The organism is Mycoavidus cysteinexigens, assembly GCF_003966915.1.
GTDB classification, from domain to species: domain Bacteria; phylum Pseudomonadota; class Gammaproteobacteria; order Burkholderiales; family Burkholderiaceae; genus Mycoavidus; species Mycoavidus cysteinexigens.
The window spans coordinates 158,327-180,574 of the sequence record NZ_AP018150.1; the positions used below are offsets into that span (position 1 = coordinate 158,327).

11 protein-coding genes and 1 tRNA gene are annotated in these 22,248 nt (G+C 46.1%); 3 read left to right on the plus strand and 9 right to left on the minus strand.

The features are described from left to right. The first annotated feature begins 30 nt into the window (after nucleotides 1-30). The 3 genes from MCB1EB_RS00640 to MCB1EB_RS00650 all read left to right on the plus strand — a co-directional run bounded on the left by MCB1EB_RS00640 (nucleotide 31) and on the right by MCB1EB_RS00650 (nucleotide 13,989). Nucleotides 31-4,971, plus strand: coding sequence for a pentapeptide repeat-containing protein (locus MCB1EB_RS00640; RefSeq protein ID WP_052393872.1), 4,941 nt, complete (start codon nucleotides 31-33; stop codon nucleotides 4,969-4,971). Between the two features lie 129 nt (nucleotides 4,972-5,100). Further along, a complete protein-coding gene (locus tag MCB1EB_RS00645; protein WP_045363691.1) occupies nucleotides 5,101-8,193 on the plus strand; it encodes an NACHT domain-containing protein in 3,093 nt (1,030 codons plus the stop codon). Between the two features lie 618 nt (nucleotides 8,194-8,811). Continuing rightward, entirely contained in the window at nucleotides 8,812-13,989 is a 5,178-nt protein-coding gene (locus MCB1EB_RS00650) for a HEAT repeat domain-containing protein (protein WP_126353810.1), read from the plus strand. Between the two features lie 320 nt (nucleotides 13,990-14,309). On the opposite strand, the gene MCB1EB_RS00655 is transcribed toward MCB1EB_RS00650, so the two are convergent. The 9 genes from MCB1EB_RS00655 to MCB1EB_RS00695 form a co-directional block, all read right to left on the minus strand. Continuing rightward, nucleotides 14,310-15,776 carry a transposase gene (locus MCB1EB_RS00655; protein WP_126353811.1) on the minus strand — a complete coding sequence of 489 codons (1,467 nt, stop codon included), beginning with the start codon at nucleotides 15,774-15,776 and terminating at the stop codon, nucleotides 14,310-14,312. Between the two features lie 586 nt (nucleotides 15,777-16,362). After that, nucleotides 16,363-16,812 carry a hypothetical protein gene (locus MCB1EB_RS00660; protein WP_045363686.1) on the minus strand — a complete coding sequence of 150 codons (450 nt, stop codon included), beginning with the start codon at nucleotides 16,810-16,812 and terminating at the stop codon, nucleotides 16,363-16,365. After that, nucleotides 16,809-18,341, minus strand: coding sequence for a DUF3631 domain-containing protein (locus tag MCB1EB_RS00665; protein ID WP_052393869.1), 1,533 nt, complete (start codon nucleotides 18,339-18,341; stop codon nucleotides 16,809-16,811). Before MCB1EB_RS00665 ends, MCB1EB_RS00660 begins: the two co-directional genes overlap by 4 nt. Then, the gene (locus tag MCB1EB_RS00670; protein ID WP_052393866.1) at nucleotides 18,338-19,249 is read right to left on the minus strand and encodes a PriCT-2 domain-containing protein; all 912 of its coding nucleotides are present in this window, start codon (nucleotides 19,247-19,249) and stop codon (nucleotides 18,338-18,340) included. The genes MCB1EB_RS00665 and MCB1EB_RS00670 overlap by 4 nt, the downstream gene beginning before the upstream one ends. Further along, nucleotides 19,246-19,593: a helix-turn-helix transcriptional regulator gene (locus tag MCB1EB_RS12275; RefSeq protein WP_232034126.1), complete on the minus strand. Its 348-nt coding sequence runs from the start codon at nucleotides 19,591-19,593 to the stop codon at nucleotides 19,246-19,248. Before MCB1EB_RS12275 ends, MCB1EB_RS00670 begins: the two co-directional genes overlap by 4 nt. After that, the gene (locus tag MCB1EB_RS00680; protein ID WP_045363683.1) at nucleotides 19,583-19,804 is read right to left on the minus strand and encodes a helix-turn-helix transcriptional regulator; all 222 of its coding nucleotides are present in this window, start codon (nucleotides 19,802-19,804) and stop codon (nucleotides 19,583-19,585) included. The genes MCB1EB_RS12275 and MCB1EB_RS00680 overlap by 11 nt, the downstream gene beginning before the upstream one ends. Nucleotides 19,805-19,937: 133 nt before the next feature. Beyond that, nucleotides 19,938-20,759 carry a hypothetical protein gene (locus tag MCB1EB_RS00685; protein ID WP_052393863.1) on the minus strand — a complete coding sequence of 274 codons (822 nt, stop codon included), beginning with the start codon at nucleotides 20,757-20,759 and terminating at the stop codon, nucleotides 19,938-19,940. After that, nucleotides 20,746-21,954, minus strand: a complete 1,209-nt coding sequence (locus MCB1EB_RS00690) for a tyrosine-type recombinase/integrase (protein WP_045363681.1) — start codon at nucleotides 21,952-21,954, stop codon at nucleotides 20,746-20,748. Before MCB1EB_RS00690 ends, MCB1EB_RS00685 begins: the two co-directional genes overlap by 14 nt. Before the next feature lie 174 nt (nucleotides 21,955-22,128). Next, a tRNA-Met gene (locus MCB1EB_RS00695) sits at nucleotides 22,129-22,205 on the minus strand. Between the last annotated feature and the right edge of the window lie 43 nt (nucleotides 22,206-22,248).

The window sequence follows — 22,248 nt, forward strand, 5'->3', positions numbered from 1 at the left end:
AGTCCATTTACCACTAACAGGAGAAATAAGGTGTGGGGAAAAATAGATGCTGCGGCTGCTTTGCAACGAGGTGAAGTTTTTCGAAAGAGCGCTCATGAACACCTCAAGACCGCTCGTGAGCACGGAGATAGCAAGGATAAGGAGTTTGACTGCGCGCTCAGCCAGTTCAATCGAGCGAAAAGCGAATTTAAAAAGGCTGCTTCACCCGATCAAGCGATTAATACAGCCATTACCACAGTCTATGTGGAGCGAGGTGATCTTTATCAGGAGCGCGGTCAGCTCTATATGAGGGAAGATATCGTGTGCGCTCACAATTTATTCAAACGAGCGCTCGCTAGCTATAAAAAGGCCACTATTGAACCCTACAATTCGCGTGCGGATGAGGTGAATCAAAAAATAGCTAGACTAAAACTGCCAGATACGCCGGCCCCTTGGCAATCTATCTTAAAAGTGGAGGAAGCTCAAGGTTCGATCAAGCCTCGGTTCTCATCTACATTTCAGCCCATCGCAAACTTTTTTAAGCTAAATCAAAATTTGACACTGCCTGCACTCGGCAAAATCTATGACCCTGTAACTGATCTCGATCAGCTTGTCGACACCAGGCATTTAGCTTGGTGTTTGCAACAAGGCTATCTTTCTGAAGCACAAGAAAAACAGTTTAAGCAACTCGCCCGCAGCATATTGGAAGCGTTTGCGCGCACCGAAACCCAAGACTACTTCGAATTGGTACGAGAAATTGTGCCGCTCGCATCGATAGCGGATATTGAATTGTACCAGCAGTTAATGAGCCAAACGGTGAATGCATTGTCTGCGAACCAGTCAGTCTCGCTGAATGTATCGGTGGCGCAAGGACTGGCGGTGATTCTCCGGCACTGCCCACAAGCGCTATTAAGCCAAGTGCGCTCCGGGGATTTAGTGGGCGCACTTGAAGTTCTTGGAGCGCGCTTGGATAAAGTGCATAAAGAAGACAATAAGGTCCAGTGTCAGACCTTGCTGCAAACGACTTCGCAGTTGCTGGATGTGATGACGTGTTTGGGCGTGAAAGGTATCAACCGTGAGGAGGTGCAAGCCCCGCTCTACGCCACGTTCTATGGATTAATCGATCATTCTGAGCCGGCGCTGGCTTGGCAAGCACGCTATGCGCGCCAGGCATTAGCGCATATTCCCAATGATGAAGCCGTTTGGCGGAGCGTATTACGTTACACCTTTAATGTAGGGATGGGTGTTTTAAACTTGGCCGCTGCGGTTAAAAATCTTGATGTGGATAAATTAGAGGAGTCTCTGGGTAGATTCGAAGAAGCGTTTATCGGCGTGCGCGAGGTAGCGCTCGCGATAGGCCAAGTCGGCGATGCAGCAAAAGTTACCGTCGAGGCATTGACGACGGCGTACCAATCGGCTAGCGAAGGGGTTGAGCAGTTCAACCGCCCGCATGGATGGTATGGAGCGCTACGGTTTATTGATCTGTTGCTTGAAGAAAACCAGTGGGTGGCATTCGAGAAACTCGCGCGCGACTCTCGGTATCGTAAGGACGAAAAATTCTTGCAAGGTTTATGTCATCGTCTAGAACAAATTGCCCGCACGCACCCGGGTACCGAAATGCAAGAAGGCGCGGAGCAATTTTTAGAAAGCCTTATGCAACACAAGGATCACTGGGGCGGGCACGAGCGCGTTGTAAAAATGGCAGAGGCCACCTTACAGCGCTTAAAGCAACCTCTACCAAAGGGTGGCCAGGATTACGTTCCTGTCTGGTCTTCTCTCTGGCAGGAGCCGCCAAAAACTCAATTGCTAGATGAGGTGCGAGAGGCCATTCGTCTCAAGCAGGTACCTGTTCAGCTAGAAGGCATCAGCCTCATGTTAGAGACGCTGCCTGAGCTCAGGCAGCAGATGCAAGACATATTAGAGCGTCAGATGCAGCAAACGCAAAGCATGTTAGAGCAACAGATGGAGCAAATGTCGTACATCCTAGAAATGCAACAGGCGCAACGGCCCATTCCTGAGTTAGCGCCATTAGTGACTTTACCGACAGATCTTAAAGAACAGAAAGATGCTTATTTAAAGAGCTTGGAGGAAATCGGTGAAATCAAGGGGGCGCTTGCGACATATAGGGCGATGCAAGTTCAGGCGACGGCTGGGGGAAACAGGTATTTTGGTTTAGACGATGTCGCGACTACTCTCTTTGCTTCGAACGACAAAGTCCAGCAGATATCGCAGCAGCTCGAAGAGATGAAGTACAAAATACCCATGCTGTTTGAGCTTGAGCAGAGACAGCGCACACAGTTGCCGTCAGAAAAAAGGGGGAAAGTTCTCATGCAAAGAGCAGAGGGCTTGGCGAATATAATAATAGAGGGCTCGCATAACATCCGCACCGTGCATTACAGCCCAACGCGCTGGGATGCGCAGTTGTTAGCAGCAAGCCTGCAGCCCGCTCTAGATCCGGCAACTGTGCTCTACCCGGGTTCTCTGGCAAAAGGGAGGAGATTTGTGTTTCAACCCGCAAGTGGCGTGGCTAGCAGCGCGATATCGGGCAACAATAACAAGAGCATAACAACATATGGTTCGAGAACTGAAACCGGCAATGATATGACACTATCTCTTTTTAACCTAACTGATATAGATAAAAACGTGCAGAAACTGTTAAGTGAAACCGACTCTAGCACACTCCCTTCTCTTAGCCAGCACTTAATAAAAGATCCAGAGCTCCTCCAACCTCTGGCCAAGCAAGCCCAGCTAAACTCTGATTTTAAAGATTTTCTCTTAGCTCTGGTTAAGCGCTCGAAAATGGATGATCACTTCCAAATTACGGCAGCCAACGCACTCACCACCTTGGTTAAAGCCAAAGTGCCTTTGACTGGCGAGGATTTCAGTGGTATTCGGGTACCAGGAGCAGATTTAAGTTATGGAATATTTGATCACACCCAATTCGAAAATGCTGATTTAAGTCAAGCCAATTTTCAAGGTGCGTGGTTGCGAGGGGCTAACTTCGAAGGAGCAACGCTGGCAGGTGTTGAGTTTGGAGAAATGCCCGCCCTAGCATTGAAAGCCGAAGCTTCTGTTTGCCGCTATTCGCCTAACGGCCTCTGGTTAGCCGTCGCAACGAATACGGGTATGAAACTGTATCGTCAAGCCACAACCTTAGAACCCTATATCCTTAAAGGAGATACCGGCGCAGTTCATAGCATAGCTTTTTCGCCAAACAATAAGTGGCTTGCTTGCGGCAAGCATGACGGAACCATCCAGCTATGGTCTATTGACAAGGACACACCCGCTCTCCAGCACACGCTTAAAGAACACGAACATAATGTTCTAAGTATCGCATTTTCGCAAAAAGGCAATCTGCTCGCCTCAAGTGATAATGAAACTATTAAACTATGGGATCTCAATGATATGCCCATATTCGTTCACACGCTTAAAGGACATACTGATAGGGTCTTGAGTATCGCATTTTCAACAGATGACGAGTGGTTAGCATCGGGGAGTAACGACAGTATTGTCAAACTTTGGAATGTTAAAAAGGGGACGCTCGAGCACTCCCTCGAAGGGCATACTAGCTGGGTTAATAGTGTTGCGTTTTCACCAGATAAAAATTGGCTAGCATCAGCCAGTGCTGACAAGACCATTAAGCTGTGGAAACTCGGTGCCGATCCAAAACCCCAGCATACTCTCGAAGCCCATAACTATTCGGTGAAGGATATAGCATTCTCACAAAACTCCGAATTACTCGCATCGGCGAGCATCGATAAGACTGTCAAATTGTGGGTGGTCAAATCAGGCGCACTCCAGCATATCTTTGAAGGCCATAGCGATTCAGTTGAAGGCGTAGCATTTTCTCCGGACGGCAAGTGGATAGCCTCAAGCAGTACTGATAAAACTGTCAGACTAAGGAAAGTTAAACAGACGCCTCCCCCGGTGTTGGAAGGGCATACCGATTGCATTAAGAGCTTAGCATTTTCTCCGAATGGTAAATGGTTTGCTTCAAGTGGGGCTGATAAAACAGTCAACCTGTGGGACGCGCAAACGCATACATTATCGCGTACGTTTCGGGGACAAGAAACTGTCGGATTTTCGCCGGATAACGAGTTAGCCCTAGCTAATCATGAAAGAATCAAACTGTGGTCAATTGAAACTCTTCTATTTAAACGTTCATCTACATTAAAAACGCTCATTGATTCGACAATTTGTAGCATAGCATTTTCACCGGATAGCAAATGGCTAACTGTAGCTGGCGAGGACGAAACTCTGGAGCTATGGTCGCTCGAAGCCAATACCGCCAAACTTAAAGGATATATTGATTCGGTTTATGCCGCATTTTCGCCAGACAATACACAGTTGGCCTCTGTCAATGAAGATGGAACTATTCACTTATATTCACTCGCCAATAAGCCCGAGATTCAGCATACCCTTAAAGGTCATAGTGATCAAATTTATAGTATCGCCTTTTCGCCAACAGGCCGGTGGTTAGCCTCGGCCAGTTACGACGAAACTATTAAATTATGGGATGTCAAAACCAATATATCCACGTCTGAGCCCGAAACGCTTAAAGGGCATACTAATTCGGTTTACAGCATGGCGTTTTCTCCAAACGGCGAATGGCTAGTTTCGGGTAGTGCTGACATGACAGTAAGGTTATGGTCTATTGCATCGAAGAAATGTCTGGCCGTGATTCGAGGTTTTTATGGCAGCGTCTCATCCATTGTTTGGCAGAAAGAAGACTGTTTTCTAACCGGTGGAGAAGATAAAACGATTCGCCTTTGGAAAGTAGTGAAACCCGACTCTGAAAACGCTGACTTCCAGGTTATTTTATGTTGGGCCTCGCATCAAACTGTGCTATCGGCTGTTGATATATCTGTCAAAAAGGCAAAGGGGTTAAGCGAGGTGAATACACGTTTGCTCATGCAGAAAGCTATCAAAGAGAAAGAGCAGCAGAACGACGCAGCCAGTTTTCGCAAGGTTTCTCGCCAAGATTATGCATAAACTTAACATGATGATTGCACAGTAAAGACGCTATTGCCCATTAGTGTACAAGCAAACGCGGGTGGTTAAAGCATCAGCAATCTAGTAGCTAGGTGCTTTGATATTGCAGCGATAACCAAAGGAAAATCCATGAGTAATGTCAATCCAATAGGGGCAAGTCAAAACTATATTGGTCAAAGCAGTCAGAGCGATCCTTTAAATGAAGGCAAAAGAGCCTTAGGGAGCGCTTTCGAACGCTACGAAGAAGCGCAAAAGCACCCCGTCCAAGCAAACAGCCTCGAACAAGCAAGGCGCCACCTCAATCAAGCACAGGCATTTTTTGATCAAGTTGAAAATAATCCTATTTCCAACTCTCTAAAATATGATCTTGCCGTATCTTATGTGAAGCTTGGAGATATTTCATGTGAGTTTGCTTTATTTGAAAAGGCAAATTTGAACTACAAAAGAGCACAAAAATATTACGAGTTCGGCATACGCACAGGTTTAGAAGGATGCTTGGCAGGTAAGCGAGCAGTGGCCGAAAAGTTAACGTGGTTACCAAGCATCTTTACACGAAACCCTGACCCTAGACCGAATAGAGAATTTAATATGGTTAATATTGGCTGGGAGCCAGCCAATATGATTGATACTGAGCATTTGGTTGATTGCTTACAAAAAAATCTCTCTAAAAAGCAAAGAAGCGATTTACGTAACTTTGCAAAGGAAATAATTAAAATTTTCCCAGGAGAACCCGATAAATCTATAGAGATCATACGAGAAATCGTACCGTTATCAAAGATCTCTGATATCGCTTTAAGTTTAATCTCTGAAACCGTGAAAATTTTAGCCACTCCTAATTCTCTCACAGAGCCAGCAGTGGCAGCAGGCTTAGTAGCGATGATTCGAAACAGCCCAAAAGCGGCCGAACCCGCCACTATAAAACAACTATTGGGGATTTTAAGAGATTGTCTAAAAGCCAGCTGCGACTCGGGGCAGACGGAGTATCTCCTGGGTTTGCTGCAAACTACCTCACATCTACTAGATGCGTTGCTTCAGAGCAGTATAGAAAAAGGGAAAGGCATCGAAATTAGTCTCAAGGAATTGCAAGACCCTCTCAGGAAAATTCTGTACGGATTTAGGAAACACAAGGATACAGATCTGGCCCATCAAGCCCGTTATGCGTATCAAGCACTTATGCATATTCCCAATGATGAAACTAATTTGGGGCGAATATGGCGCCACATTTATAACATAGGTGGAAGCGCTGTTCTCGTATGGGCTGGAGTTATCTCCATGGATCCAGATAAATTTCTGTCAGCTTTTGACCGTTTATATGAAAGGGAGCGCCATAGCATAATAAAATTATTCAATAATATGCGACTTCTCAGCGATAAGAAGTGGTATATGGCGTTAAAAACTATAGATCTCTTACTTGAGAAAAACCAGTTAGATCAGCTTGAATATTTTGTTCGGAAAAACAATTTTTGTAAGGAGAAAACTTTCTTACAGAGTTTTTGTCAGCGCTTAGAAAGACTTGCCACCACCGTCCAGGAAACTGAAATTGCGGAAAAAGCTATCGATTTTTTAATTGATTTGGTCTGCAATAATAATTTATGGGGTAAGTCTAAGGGTGTAGCACAGAGTGTGTCAAACGCTCTAAAATGGCTAGAAAATCAGTCCAGACTAAGTGCCTATATCCAAACCCAAATTCAACGTAAAAATCCCCAGCTTCCGACTCCGACAGTTAACTATAATAAGGTGCCCATTTGGGATCCTATTTGGCAGCAGCCCCCAGGTAATTGCCTGCTATTGGCTGCACAGTCATCCTTACAGTTAGCACCAAGTACCAACTGTCTGCGAGAGGGAATTCTTACAGATGAAGCCAGAACAATGCTCGACCAGAGATATGTAGAACACACCATCGACGGTAACTCTTTGCTTATCCATGCCATCGATGATTTTCTCAGCTTAGAAAGCAAAAAAGTACTGCTATTGTTAGGTGTAGCAGGTTCTGGAAAATCGGTTTTTAATCAGCGTCTTGCCCACCATCTATGGCACAGGTACGACGACCCAACCGCGAGTGATCCTTGGCTTCCTCTCTGCATTTCCCTACCTTCCCGAGAAAAGCCTCATGATAATTTAATTGGAAAATACCTTAAAGGTAAGAACTTTCAAGAGCGTCATCTCGAAGCTTGGAAAGCTAAGCGCCTTATTTTCATTTTAGATAGCTATGATAGAGTTGTGAATCCCCAAAGGTCAATCTATGCTGATGGCACACTCGCCAGTTGGACCGCATCCAAAATTATTATCACTAGTCGCCCCCCTTTAAATCAAAATAAAGAAAATTATCGAATAATATTTCATCCATATGAAAAACCCGGAGTGCTCCAGGAGTATGAATTAAAACCATTTTCAGAGAGTGATATTAAAACATATACCCAAAAATATATAGATCAGCATACATCGCAGAATACATCGAAATGGACGGTTGAGAAATATAAAGAGAAATTTCAACTTACACCTGATCTAAGAAAGCTATTAGAGAACCCTCTTTTATTGGAGGCGGCATTGGACGCCTGCCCGAAGGTGGAAACTGCTGTAAAATTATATGACAAGCTTATAGACAGATGGAATAACCATGTCTACCATTCTTTAATGGAGTCTAACCCAGATAATCTTACTCGTGATAATTTTAAAATGAACGCCATACGGGTTAACAAATATCTTGCATTAGAAATGTATAAAACCAATGGGAACGGAGAAACAGCTTATCCAATAAAAGCGGGGGAGCCGGCAAGCAAACACGCGGACTGGTTGCTGTTTTCAACTGCGCCATTAATCTATGATGGGGGAGGATATAAGTTTATCAATCAATCCTTACGAGACTATTTTTTAACTCGGGTTCTATGGGAGCCAGATCTCGAGTTAAGATCAAACTCTGGGAGCCAGGGCAAAAATACAGAGGACAACCTGATACTTGGTAAGTGGCCAATAAATAAAAATATGCTTATTTTTTTAGCTGATCGGGTTAAAGAAGTAACAGAATTGGAAGAACGGTTAAAGTCATTACTCTTACCACCACATACCGATACTGCGGCGAATGCGCGAGCTATCTTGGCTAAAGCAGGCAAGCTGCAATCTGAAGACAATATATCGCATTCCAATGGATCAAGCAGCGCAAATCGGCAGAGTGAAGTTGGGACAGACGCAGAATTCGGCAAAAACGGGATAGTGACCACATAGGCGCAGAAAGTGCCATCTGTAAGTCTGCCCTTTATTCATAAGCCTTTCATCGAGTATCCTTCTATGAGCAGGCCAATTGAGATTTTCTCCTCACGACTCGAAACCCGATCAATAGACTTATTTTTGAATTTCGATGGGGTTTTTACTCAGCATCAAGAGCTTATTGATTAAAGAGGTCCAGTCAAATGGCACTTTCTGCACTTATGTGGTCACTACCCCCGGTAACGCGCCCAAACCGCTTAAAAAACCGAATGACGGGTGCTGTGGGATCAACGCTTGAGTGTACGAATTATCAGACTTGGCGACGCCCGGAAAAAGGATTTTGACCGGGGACTGGCGCGGAAATCAAGGACAAAAAAAGTGAATGTATGCGTCCCACACACCTGGTCGTCCACCCCTACGCCATGATTTTTTGCAAAAATCATTTGCCCATCGTTACAATTCGGAAAAATTGTTGATGAAGACGATGCGGTCTTTGAGCGTAGTGTACAAAATATGCGCGTACTCTCTTATTTTCAGACTTCACTATTGTTAAAAATCTTAAAAAAATTCGGCTTTTCTACACTGTTCGTTCATTGAACTCAACGGGCTTGAGAAAATACCGGTACAAGGAAAACGATGCTTACACCTATCAATGGCATGTTGTCGAGATCCCGTCCTGTTGCCCCGGGACAGCTTCCTGTGCAAACTCCGCAGCAGATGCTTCAGCAAGCCGAACAATATATAGCTGTGGCGGATGGGTATAAAAAAAGCGGTCAGGTTGACGAAGCAGAAAAGCTTTATCAGGCGGCTCAAAAGCTTTTTGAAGAAGAAGCAGAAAAATTGTCTCTTGACCCTCAGTCGGGAAAAATAATTGAGTCTATTTATTTGAATTATGGCCTATTGTTAAATGAACAGGGGCGCAGGACCGAAGCAGAGACGCTAGAACAAAAGAGACAGCAACTTTCTGAGCGATATAGACTCAATAACGCTGGCTTTTCTAAAAAGCGACCGGTTGAGGGTGGGTCAAGTAGTCTGCCTTTAAATAAAAAACCCCACCCCGTTGCCATTGAACGACTTGCCGGGGTGGATGCTTCTTTATTCAGCTATCCAAAGGCAAAGCTCGAAGCCCTCCAGGAGAGTTCAGCCGAAGCCCAAACCTTCTCCTTTACACCGATATTAACTGATTCAGCCGGTACCGATTATGTTGGGGTGGAGACGCTCGTACAAAGCTGCCATGGCACGATTAATGCGCCCGTCCAGGGCAAGAATAATACGGTCAACGTGCATTACTACTCACCGGTTTCAGAGGCTAGGCAACCTCATACTGTCTCGTTAGACCGCTTGCGTAATGCACTGTATCAGCATTACCAATTATCTAATCTGTCGATTCAGCGCGTATCGGGTGAGACCGCCTCACTGGAAGACTGTTATATCAATCTGGCGATTGTCGAAAGTCAGGCACAACGTGAAAAAGACAAAAAAGAACTGGAAAAGCAAGCAGCGACTTTTGAGCGCCTGCCTAGCAGTGAGCGGCAGCGGCTTGAGGCGACCAATCCAAACAAAATGATTGCGCTAGAGAAGCTTTTTGATTCTCAAAAATTACTAGACGGATCAGAAGGGGTTCCTAAACGGATTTTAATTCAGGGACGAGCTGGGATAGGCAAGACCACGTTATGCAAAAAATTGGTCTATGAATATCATGAGAATGGATTTTGGCAGGATCGATTTGAGAGTGTGTTATGGGTACCCTTACGACAACTCAAGACGCATGCGCCTAAACGTGTAGAAGACTTGCTCTGCACGCAGTATTTTGCGGGTTATGAAAGCAGCCAAGCGCAGGCGTTATCAAAGGTCTTTTACACGCATCAGGACAAAACACTGTTTATCTTAGATGGCTTGGATGAAGTCGTCGATGAATTGCATGAAAGCCATTCTTTGAGCAGATTTCTAAAAGAATTGCTCACTCAAACGCATGTGGTGATCACGTCGCGGCCTGCCGGGGTCAATGCCTCTCTATTCAGTCACTTAGACTTAGAGTTAGAAACGGTCGGTTTTAGCCCGGACAATGTGCAAGCATACATTAAAAAATTTGCGCCTGAATCAAACCAAGCGGCCATTGAGCGATTTATTCACTGTACCCCAATGATTCAGGGATTGGTGAATATCCCAATTCAGTTGGATGCGTTATGTTATAGCTGGGATAAACTCCCCAATGAACTATCGTCAGTAACCATGGCGAGTTTATATGAGGCTATGGTCAGTAAATTATGGTGGAAAGATGGGGAACGTTTAGAAAAGGGGCCAAAAGATAAACCGTTTATGTCTTCTACCCTCCGGTCTTTGCCAAAAGCTAGAGTAGAAAAAGTGATGGCTTCTGAAATCTATTATTTAGGCTATCTAGCTTTTAAGGGACTAGAGACAGGGAAAATTGAATTTAGTTCGGAGGAGTTAGACCAATACCAGACAGAACTTGAAAATCAACCGTCTTTAAAACCAACGTTACCTGATGATTTTACGATTAATCTTAAAAAGACCTCTTTTTTACATACATTCGATGCTGAGCGGCTCGAGGCCGATCGATACTATCATTTCCTGCATTTAACGTTTCAGGAATTTTTTGCGGCTAAATACTTGGTGCGACATCTACAGGCTTATGCAGAGATTAATACAAATTCTGGTCTAGCAAAATCTGCTTATACCAATTTAGGGTTAATGTTCAGCCAAGCGCAACTAGAAATATTTATCGCTATACACAAATATAATCCGCGTTATGAAATTATGTGGTGGATGGTGGCGGGGTTGTTGAAGGGCGATGTACTGCAGTATTTTTTTGATAGATTAGAAAAAGAGCCGCTTGATCTGATCGGCATTCGTCATCAGCAAGTGATGATGGGATGCCTGAATGAGGCGCGTCCTGAGTTGAAGGAAAAACCTGAAATAGTTGAAAAGCTGGAAACAAGGCTAAAACAGCATTTTGATCTTGAAATACAACTAGTTGGTCAAAGTCAATTAGGTCGCCACAGGCTTTTCCCAGAACATCTACTTATTACAACTCTGAACTCCGATAAGGATAAGGATGAGATTATTAAAATCTTGAGAGCACGTCCAAATTTATCTGCTAACGCAATCCATGCTCTGCTCGAAATTGCATTAAAGGATAGAAGCGGAGATGCCAGAAAAACGGCCGCCAGAATATTAGACGAGCAGAAAACGCTGTCCACTACTAATATACTCCAGACCTTGATCGGTGCTTGTCAGGATCAAGATAAGCATGTCAGGTCTGCGGCAGCCCGTGCGTTAGGAAGCCAGAGTACGTTATCCGATGCCGCCTTGCGGGCCTTGAGCAACGCTTTACAGGATCAAGATTCGTATGTTAGGTCTGCGGCAGCCCGTGCGTTAGGAGGCCTGAGTACGTTGTCCGAAGTCGCCGTGCTGGCTTTGAGCAGCGCTTTACAGGATCAAGATAAGGATGTCAGGGATGCGGCAGCCTATGCGTTGGGAGGCCGGAGCACGTTGTCCGAAGCCGCTATACTGGCCTTGATCGGTGCTTTACAGGATCAGGATAAGGATGTCAGGGATGCGGCAGCCCGTGCATTAGGAGGCCAGAGCACGTTGTCCGAAGTCGCTATACTCGCCTTGATAGGTGCTTTACAGGATCAAGATAAGGATGTCAGGGATGCGGCAGCCCGTGTGTTAAGAGGCCAGAGTACGTTATCCGAAGCTGCCGTGCGGGCTTTGATAGGTGCTTTACAGGATCAAGATAAGGATGTCAGGGATGCGGCAGCCCGTGTGTTAAGAGGCCAGAGTACGTTATCCGAAGCTGCCGTGCGGGCTTTGATAGGTGCTTTACAGGATCAAGATAAGGATGTCAGGGATGCGGCAGCCAGTGCGTTAGGAGGCCAGAATACGTTGTCCGAAGCCGCCGTGCTGGCCTTGATCGGTGCTTTACAGAATCAGGATAAGGTTGTCAGGTCTGCGGCAGCCTGGATGTTAGGAAGCCGTACGTTGTCCGAAGCCGCTGTGCAGGCCTTGACCGGTGCTTTAAAGTCTCAAGATAAGGATGTCAGGGGTGCGGCAGCCCGTGCGTTAGGAGGCCGGAGCACGTTGTCCGAAGCCGCTATACTGGCCTTGATCGGTGCTTTACAGGATCAGGATAAGGATGTCAGGGATGCGGCAGTCCGTGCATTAGGAGGCCAGAGCACGTTGTCCGAAGCCGCTATACTGGCCTTGATCGGTGCTTTACAGGATCAAGATAAGGGTGTCATGTCTGCGGCAGCCAGTGCGTTAGGAAGTCAGAGTACGTTGTCCGAAGCCACTATGTTGGCCTTGATCGGTGTTGTACAGGATCAAAATTCGAATGTCAGATCTGCGGCAGTCCATGCGTTAAGAGGCCTGCGTGCGTTGTCCGCCGCCGCCGTTCAGGCCTTAATCGGTGCTGTACAGGATCAAAATAAGGATATCAGGTCTGCGGCAGCCTGGGCATTAGGAGGCCGGAGCACGTTATCGGAAGCCGCTATGCGGGCCTTGATCGGTACTTTACAGGATCAAGATAAGGATGTCAGGTCTGCGGCAGCCGGTTCGTTAGGAAATCGGAGTACGTTGTCCGGAGCCGCTATGCAGGCCTTGATCGGTGTTGTTATACGGGATCAAGATAATGGTGTCAGGTCTGCGGCAGCCAGTGCGTTAAGAAGCCAGAGTACGTTGTCCGACGACGCCGCGCTGGCCTTGATCGGTGCTTTACAGAATAAAGTTAAGGATGTCAGGGGTGCGGCAGCCCGTGCGATAGGAGGCCGGAGCACGTTGTCCGAAGCCGCTATACTGGCCTTGATCGGTGCTTTACAGGATCAGGATAAGGATGTCAGGTCTGCGGCAGCCCGTGCATTAGGAGGCCAGAGCACGTTGTCCGAAGCCGCTATACTGGCCTTGATCGGTGCTTTACAGGATCAAGATTCGTATGTCAGGTCTATGGCAGCCCATGCGTTAAGAGGCCAGAGTGTGCTGTCCGCCGCCGCCGTGCTGGCCTTGAACGACGCTTTACAGGATCAAGATTCGTATGTCAGGTCTGCGGCAGCCTGTGCGTTAGGAGGCAAGAGCACGTTGTCCGACAACGCCGTGCTGGTCTTAATCGATGCTTTAAAAAATCAAGATAAGAATGTAAGGGATGTGGCCGCAAAGGCTTTAAAAGAGCAGCAATCACTGCCTGCTAAGGCAATCCAGGCTTTGATTACCGGGTTGAAAGATAGAGACAAGAGCGTCAGGGACACTGCAGTTGGAATTTTAGATCTGCATATTGACCAAATTTATCTTATATTTGCAAGCTTGGTATCTGAACAAATACAAACTCTTTATGCTAAATTCTTATTCCCACGGAGTGGGAAGCAGATGATGTTCCTGTATGTTCAAGGCAATAAACTATATTTTCATACAAAAAGTGGTTTAAATCACATAGAGCTTGCATCACCAGAAAAAATGAATATTGTGATTGATGCTTTTAAAGCAGTAAGAAACAATCCTGATCTCATCCATTTTCAAGAATCAATTTCAATAAATACGGCTGGATCTTCTGGAGAAATGACTAATGAATCGGATACAAACCGGACGTTTAGCTCAAATAATCCGAATCCGCCGCAAAGCAAATCGAGCCTGGATGATGTAGTACCGATTCCGGATTCATTCGCTTTGATTGATAATGCAATCGAGCGTAATATTGTACAGGGGCATGTCTCTGATTCGGATGAAAGCTATATTCTTGATGAAGACTCTTTGTTGGAAAGTGAGTCAGAGTCGGCGGATTTTTCTGAGGAAGAAGAGTGAGAATATAATCGAGAGTCGGGTATTAACAAGGCGTAGCGCAAGGTCCTCGAAGGTTTTTGCGCTACGGCATCACTGTTCGATTTAACATAACCGTTCATTCTTGACCGTTTTATGTAGCAGCTAGATAGTAATGTCTGATTTTAGCCATTTAGCCAAATAGTGTGCGCAAATAACGTATGAATATCAAGATGAACCAACTAAAAAATTTGTGTAATTTCTGTGTAATCGTGCGTAGAGGGTGTCGCAAAAGCCAAGTTCACCATTCATTTTAGAGCGCAAACGAATTAGTACGACATAAAAAGTAAGATCGTGTTGGCGTATTAATAGCAAACTTGTGTGCGGCGTAAGTTATCTAAAAAACAATAAATGGTTGCAAGCAATAGCCTTCCCCATAGCAAGGCAACTGCTTTGGATAGATTGTAGGCGAGGATATGCAGCGCAAATTCGCGTTTAACTGCTTGTAACCCTTGTCGGCGAAAGCGGTCTAGACCACACCTACGCAAAGCACTAAATACCGGCTCGACCATAACTTTACGCTGGCTAAGGATACGGCGCGCTTGCGGATGCTGCATCACTATTCTGAGTGCATCTCGTGCTTCATCTTCAGGGTAGCGTTCAATGCGCCGTCCTACTGCTGATTTCGTGCAGCGCGTGCGTAAAGCACAACCCTCGCATGAGGTAATTGCATAAATGCGGCGTGCCCGCGTTAGTGCTGTCGGCTTGGTTTGTGTTATCACATGCAAATCCTGGCCTGCGGGGCAACGATAGGTATCCTGGATAGCATCATATTGAAATTGTCCCTTACGAAACTTTTTCTCCCCTTTAACTTCTTCGGAGGACTTATCTGGCGAGCATAATAAGCTGATCTCTCGATCCAAAGTACATTGGATAACCGTATTATCGAAATACCCTGCATCGAGCAGCAGTTCTGCTGCATGCTGCCCTGTAGTGCGTTTGCTTTGTTCAAGCATTGTAGCCATGACTCGGGTTTCACTTGAGGCATGCAGCGCATGTGCAACCACAATGCGATCTTCATTAGCAAGCACCGATGGTTTATAGGAAGCTGCAAAGCCACGGCCTCGCTTTAAACGCTGTACCACCGCTTCAGGCTCTTGGGCACTGATAAACACTTCGCCTTTACCATTATGGATTTTACGGGCGGCTAGGCGTTCATCAAACAGTGCCTGGCATTGCCTGGCTTTCTCTAGCTCCTTTTGTCCAACTTTACTATCTGGCGCCTTCTCAAGTGCCTGGTGTGCCTTGATTACACGTTCACGCACCGCTTCTTCTTTCAATAATTTATAGTGTGAACACGGTGCTTCAATGATCGTTCCATCACCCGCTAAACGCTTTCCATTTGAGTGGCTCGCTTTCAAGATCGATCCTGTCAAGGACTCAAAAAAACCCTGTGTGAGTGACTCTTCATGCATCACGATGAAACGCCCGATATTGGCGTGATCTGGCGTAATTCCGCCCGCAACCCACATACATCCCAAATCGAGTCGCGCGAGCTTCTCTAAATCTCGCAATGAGCTCACTCCTTGCATCACCCCATACAGAATCAAACCCATCATATAACGTGGACTATACGGAGCACGCCCCGTCGCAGCATATCTCTGTTCAAAAGGCTCCCAGTCCTGGGCATCCAGTAACTGCGATACGATCAAGGGTATGCGCTGATTGGCGTGCTTTAAATAATCTTCTAGTCGCATACTACCAAGGTAAATCTCTCGCGCACCGCATGCTACAAACCGGCGGCCCGTCTTCACCGACGTTTGTAATTTCACTCCTTTTGATGCAGCAGGGTACCCCTTCAAATAAATCAAACTGCTTATTATCAGCAAAAGGTATTTTGCGCGATGTGCTCATCTTTATTGGATTAACTTAGAAAATTAAATTCTAACGCTCGAGAAGCTTTCGCGACACCCTCCCTAGAAAATTACACAAAAATTAAGAATTACATAGAATATCAAGTAATGCATTACTCAGCGAAATCCCTTATAAACAGACCTTTTTAGAAGAGTTAGGCATTTTCCAGAGTAGATTATCCGATTACTTTTAATCCGTAGGCTACTGATTTAAGCTCAAATTAAATGAATGGCGCTCTTGGTTTCGCGAGCAATACGCGCGGGCGCGAGCGCGCGTTATTATACACGAGCGGATGAAATTATGGATATTACCTGCCACCGCATAAGATATTCAAATCGACGATAACGTAATGAACAGTTTTCAACAGTTTTTAAACGTCCGCCAATGCCCATCAGTGCACTGGCTGGTCAGCGCTTGCTCAAATACATCAAGCAGCATCTGAACAGCGCAAGTGGCAGTTGCTAAATCCAAATACGAACATGTTCACACAGTACTTCTTTGAGATCATTCCACTCGATTTTTCCGCACGAGAGCGGCTGCCAGCCTGTCACGAAAATAGTGCAAGTCAGGTTGCAGAGTACTCATCGGCTGCCGCTTAATACAACGTAATATTTTGTTCAACCTACTGCTATCCCATTGTTCTAAGGTTGCAAGTTTATTCACTACTTCATATAAATCGCGCTGCCACTGCTGTAATTGCTCTGGCGTGACCATTGGCATCCGCATGAAAGGCGCGCCGCTATCATAATCAATCGGCCAGCCATTGCTCGTGGCTAAATCACCTCCGGTATGACTTGACTTTAGATAGTCCATAATCCCTTTTTTATAGGCCGCCAGTAGCGGACGAAAACCCGCAACCACGCTTTGCGGTCCGATTATTTTCAGGCGCTCTCCATTAAGGGAAACAAATACACCCGCACTTTGACATTGGTTCAAAATTTGGAAGGCTGTCATAATTCTTCCTCCACAAAGTCTTCTCGCTGCTCTATTTCTCCTTTTTTATTCGAAACATCGAAACACCCTTGATATAACGTCGGATAATGTGTTTCATTTAGCGGGTTTGTTTCGAAACACTCACCCCCATCAAAAACATCTAAACCCGTACTGGCATTGATTTGTTTCGTTGTTTCGCTTGTACAGGGAGGTACAGAGAGATAACGAGAGAAGGCATCTGAGAACTGGCTTGCCTCAAATCCTTTTTTGTTTTCATAGCCAATACGTAGTTGCTTACTAGCAATGTCATATTCACGCAACCTGTTTGCCAATTGCCGAAGTGTCATCGGTTTTCCTCGATTCCACGTTACCCAGGGTTTTTCTTCATCATCGCATAGGGTAGCGAGTAGATCTGCACAGAAGAGGCGAGCTACTCGCTTAGTTTCAAATACATCTGGAATATCCGCCAGTAATTCCGAACCCGTGCTTTGTCCCTGCTCAGATTCTCCAGAAAGACGTAGCGCGGCTTCACGGGCAAGAATAGGCCACTTGCCACCGGCCACATCAGCAATCGCTAGTAATGGCTCCCAATTGTCTTGGGCACGATCATGGAGTGTATTGGGTAAAAGTGGGCGGGCTTGTTTAACTGCATTGAATTGATCTGAACTCCAGCGGGCTAGCTTCGCTGCAAGCACATCGAATAAATCAGGGGCTGCATAACGCAGCTTGTCGATCTGCTCAGAGGGAAGTTTGCGCCGTAGCTCCAATGGAATGGATCGATCCATCAAGGTATCGGCCAAATGCCCAATACCCGCAATGGCTTTTGCCCCCCACACAAAGAATAGTTTTGGCATATGGTCCTCGCCGACAGTACGGACCACATAAGCGCTCTCTCGTGTGTGACCACAGTTCAGTAAACCACGCAGTTCTTCATTCTCTTTCATAAAAGCATCTGCTTCGTCGATAAGCAAAGTGGGCCGCCATAGCTCCACGGCCCTAAATAACGCGGCGGGCGTGATATTGCTTGCGGTGAGCGCTTGCTTGGCGAGTTTGCCGATTAAGAACAGTAATTGTGATTTGCCGCATCTTTTCTCAGGCGCGGTAATGACGGCAATCGGAGCGACATTGATCACGTCCATAAACCAAGTCATGGCGATCCATAGCGTGGCAGCATAGGCTGTTTCGGGCGGACAGATAATGAAACGCCGTAACGCACTTTCAATTTCTGACAACAGTTGCACGCCATCGACCGGTTCAGGCCAGGGCTCCACTACTTTAAGGGGCCCAGATTCATCGTTTTTGGCTTCTTTGCGCTTCGCAGAAACGGCCTTATCTAGCGTTATTTCTCGAATGTTTAGACGCTTCGCTTCGTCTTTTCTGATGCGATCATATTCAATCGACGACAAAGCGGCTAATCTCGTAATAGCGTGTTCATCGGTTTCTGATCCAGGCTCAATTTGGCTTAGATCAGCAGGTGCTACTGCCGCTTCAATTGCCGCACGCACGGTTGCTAGACCGGCAGACTGATGTAAATCATTAAAATCAGTCATCCTAGTTTCTCCGGCATAGCCAGCCGAGCGCCTACCTGATGCGCGGCTAACTTTGCTTTAGTGGCTCCAGGATTTCCAGGTGTTTCAAAATCATTGTCTGCGCAGATGACGAACTGCGCATCTGGAAACTTTAATTTGAGTGTATTTGCCACCGCGAGTAAATTGCCCGCATCGAACGCAACAGCTACGGGATAACGAGTGGCCTCGTAAACGCTAGCCCCCGTTGCATAGCCCTCTGCGATGCAGAGCAAGTTGCTCACTGGCTCACCTATCCAATGAAAGCTACCGGATTTTTTACCGCCGGACAAAAAGCGTTTTTCGCCGTCTTTGTTGATAAACGCTAGCGTGGTTAGCACTCCATGCGCATCGTATGCCGGAATGATGAGTGCGCCATCGCACGCCATGTTGCCGATCGTCAATTGACCGCGATAGCATCGCAAGCCATGGGCTTTCACGCCTTTAAGTGCTAGATAGGGATGCGTGTCGGAAGCAAGTTCGGCTTTTGTCCAAATATCGACAGCCCGTTTGGCGGCGGCACATTGCTTTGCGGCAAGCTTCCGTTCAACTTCGGCTGATCGCTCACGTTTCGCACAGTGGCGTCCCGCATTGAGCGGAGGCGTCAAAGCCATACGATGCTGGCACCGATCAAAGCCGCACCGTTGCGCTTCATGAAAAAGCGTAGCAAAGCGGATACCGCCTGGCTTAATCGATTTCCATACAGCACGCGCCGCTTCTTTCTTGTAGGAGGGGGCTGACTGGCTCCAACGGTCGAATAACTCAAAACCGTTCTCTCCTAACCCAGCCTTAAGCGCCATCCCGATCCTAACCCACAACTCTCGATCATCCGCAGGGATAAACGATAAAGCAGCTTTAGCACGTGCCGCATCATTGAAATATACGTCGATCATTTAAGTGCCTCATCGATATTTGCAACCACCTGTGCACGGTAATTGATTGGATCACATAGAAATTCATGAATAGCGGCAGCAGTCCATACCGTACAACGGTTGCTTATACGGATGGGCGCAGGCGCTTTGCCGGCTTTTACTAGCTTGCGCCATGTCTCGCGGCTGAACAGCAAAAATGGTCCAATTTGTCCAAAACGGAACAAACCGACCATTGGCAAACTTAAACTCGAGGGGTGCTCAATCGAATGTCCGGCAACGATGCGAGCAGGCTGCCGTTTAGGTTCTAAGCTTGGCGAATCCTCTTGGGAATATTTTGCATTGCCAGATAGCCTTCTATTTTTCATGGCTTACCTCTACGCTGCGGCTAACGTCGATACGCTGCTGTACCCAGGTAATGATTTCTGATTCGATCCAACGCACAGCTACACGGCCGATTTTTACTGGCTTCGGAAATTCGCCGCGCTTAATACGGTCATATAATGCTGAGCGCTTCATGCCCGTAATTTGGCAAACTCTCCATCGTGGAATAAGAATAGGGACGGCTTGGTCAGCCATGCTTCACCTCCATTAAGTTAGGTGCGCGCCGGAATGGCGCGGCATGGCTGTATTTAAACGGTATTGCAAACTGACGGGGAAACCCGTCTTATCGTCGCTAAGTCTCGTCAGTCAATACCGTCTGGGAGTTGCGTCAAGTACGACGCTTTTGATTTCGTAAATCTGCTTCGCTCAAATTATCCGGGCGAATCGCTGCGGCAAGTGTTTGAGCGCTCCGAGATGGACTTCCATCTTTTTGAGCCTTCCATCCCAGTGCATGATCAATATCGGAAGCAATAACAACTGACTTTGGAGGGTGACGGACATCATAAGTTGTCCAATGAGTATGCATCACGTTAAATAACGCGTTGAGAGTTTTTGTTATATGAGGGAGTGTAATAGACACGCCAGCAATTATATTTTCGGTAGAGTTTTCTTTTTCTTTTGCTTGCAATACTGCTGTTAATTGTTTAATTTTTGCTTCCGCATCGGTAAGCTTTTGCACTAAGTTATTGGATGCTTGATGAGTTTCAGTATTTTCTTTTTCAGATTCTCTGGCATTTTTAGACCGCAGGAATGTTGGGCAATCGAACGGCTCGGTAAAGAAACTTCTTGAAATCTTTATTCCTTTAGTTTTTACCCATCGCCAAAAATCATCACGCCGCCATCTGTATAGTCCAACCTTAGGCGATTTTTTTACATTATGAAAACCTTTGCCATGTTCTTTTATGAATTCAAGTATGGCTTTAACATCTGATTGATATTGATAATAGAGATCTCGGACATATTGGTTTGAAGCAATTGCTCGTCCATTAGTGAATTCGAACGATTCGATTTGTTCAAAAGCATGATTCATAAATAACCATTGCGCTGCATCTTCAACTTCTATTTTCTCCATGTCAGCTAACATCTTGACCGCATTTTCGATGAGCACGTAAGCATAATCTTGCTCTTTAAGCTCTTCAAGAATTCCCATTTGAACTCTCTTCACTTGCTTTCATCGCCGTTAAATAATCCGCCCATGCTTGCATCATTTCAGTGCGTTGTTTTAGATATAAAGCATGATTATATGATGCGCTAACAGCATTGCGCTCTTGATGCGCTAATTGCAGCTCGATATGATCATGCGGATACCCTTGTTCATGCAAAATAGTCGAGGCGATACCTCTAAATCCATGCCCTGTCATCCGTGAATGGTACCCCATGCGATAGAGAGCATACAGAATGGTATTGTTGCTCATAGGTTTGCCATAGCCCCGTTCACTCGGAAAAAGCAAAGTCTTCCCGCCAGAGAATTTATATATTTGTTCCAGCACTGCAATCGATTGTTTAGAGAGCGGCACAATATGAGGCGTCCTCATCTTCATACGCTCAGCAGGAATACGCCAAACTTTCGCATCCATCTCAAATTCGCTCCATTGAGCGCCAATCAATTCACCGGTACGAACAAAGGTTAGCGCCATTAGCTGCATCGCAAGCCGAGTCAAGGGTTGGCCGTCGTAAGCGTCGATTTTGCGTAATAACTCGGGTAATTCTTTAGCGTTTAAACGAGCATAATTGGTCTTTTTAGCAGGTTTCAGTACATCAGAAGGCCTTACCTCTGCTGCTGGATTACGCTCGGCCAAACCATGGGCAATTGCGTAGCGCATAACTTGCCCACAGGTCTGAAATGCTCTCTTAGCAATATCTAATGCGCCTCGCGCTTCTATTTTCTTAATTGCCATCAGTAGCAATGGCGCAGTAATTTCGGTGACCGGCCTGGACCCAATAACAGGAAAAATATCTACTTCTAATCTACGCAGAAGGCATTCGGCATAGGACGGCGATTTCGTTCCGCGCCAGTCCGTCCACCATTGCCTTGCTACGGCTTCAAAACTGTTGGTGAAAGCCATGGTCTTGGTTAGCTTTGCTTCTTGCCTAGCCAATGACGGGTCTATATTTTTCGCCAATTGAGACTTGGCCTGATCTCTAAGAAGGCGGGCATCTTTAAGGCTGACGTTGGGGTACGTTCCCAAAGACAACATTTTTTCCTTTCCAGCGAAGCGGTAACGTAGCCGCCACCAACGCGCAGCATTCGGTTGCACGAGTAACACCAGTCCGCCACTGTCGGTTAGTTTGATAGGCTTTGCGGTTGGTTTTGTATTGCGAATTACAGTATCTGTAAGTGCCATAATGAGTCCGTGAGGGTAACTTTCTCACGGGTGAGGGTAACATGTCTCGAAGTTACCCGCACTTTTGGCTTGTTGTCAGTTGGTAAACTTTGGCGTTGTATGTAATAAAAAACCCGAAAATCCTTATGGATATTCGGGTTAGTGGTCAAACTTGGGTGTTGCTTGAAGTATCTTTGGTGGCGAATCAGGGATTCGAACCCCGGACCTGCGGATTATGATTCCGTCGCTCTAACCGGCTGAGCTAATTCGCCAACGAGCCGGCAGTATAGCAAAAATCCTTGGTACATGTAAATT

Coding starts and splice junctions, on each gene's coding strand:
- MCB1EB_RS00670 (WP_052393866.1), bottom strand. CDS start 19,249: ATGATCGACGTATATTTCAATGATGCGGCACGTGCTAAAGCTGCTTTA.
- MCB1EB_RS00665 (WP_052393869.1), bottom strand. CDS start 18,341: ATGACTGATTTTAATGATTTACATCAGTCTGCCGGTCTAGCAACCGTG.
- MCB1EB_RS00685 (WP_052393863.1), bottom strand. CDS start 20,759: ATGGGAATTCTTGAAGAGCTTAAAGAGCAAGATTATGCTTACGTGCTC.
- MCB1EB_RS00645 (WP_045363691.1), top strand. CDS start 5,101: ATGAGTAATGTCAATCCAATAGGGGCAAGTCAAAACTATATTGGTCAA.
- MCB1EB_RS00680 (WP_045363683.1), bottom strand. CDS start 19,804: ATGGCTGACCAAGCCGTCCCTATTCTTATTCCACGATGGAGAGTTTGC.
- MCB1EB_RS00650 (WP_126353810.1), top strand. CDS start 8,812: ATGCTTACACCTATCAATGGCATGTTGTCGAGATCCCGTCCTGTTGCC.
- MCB1EB_RS12275 (WP_232034126.1), bottom strand. CDS start 19,593: ATGAAAAATAGAAGGCTATCTGGCAATGCAAAATATTCCCAAGAGGAT.
- MCB1EB_RS00660 (WP_045363686.1), bottom strand. CDS start 16,812: ATGACAGCCTTCCAAATTTTGAACCAATGTCAAAGTGCGGGTGTATTT.
- MCB1EB_RS00690 (WP_045363681.1), bottom strand. CDS start 21,954: ATGGCACTTACAGATACTGTAATTCGCAATACAAAACCAACCGCAAAG.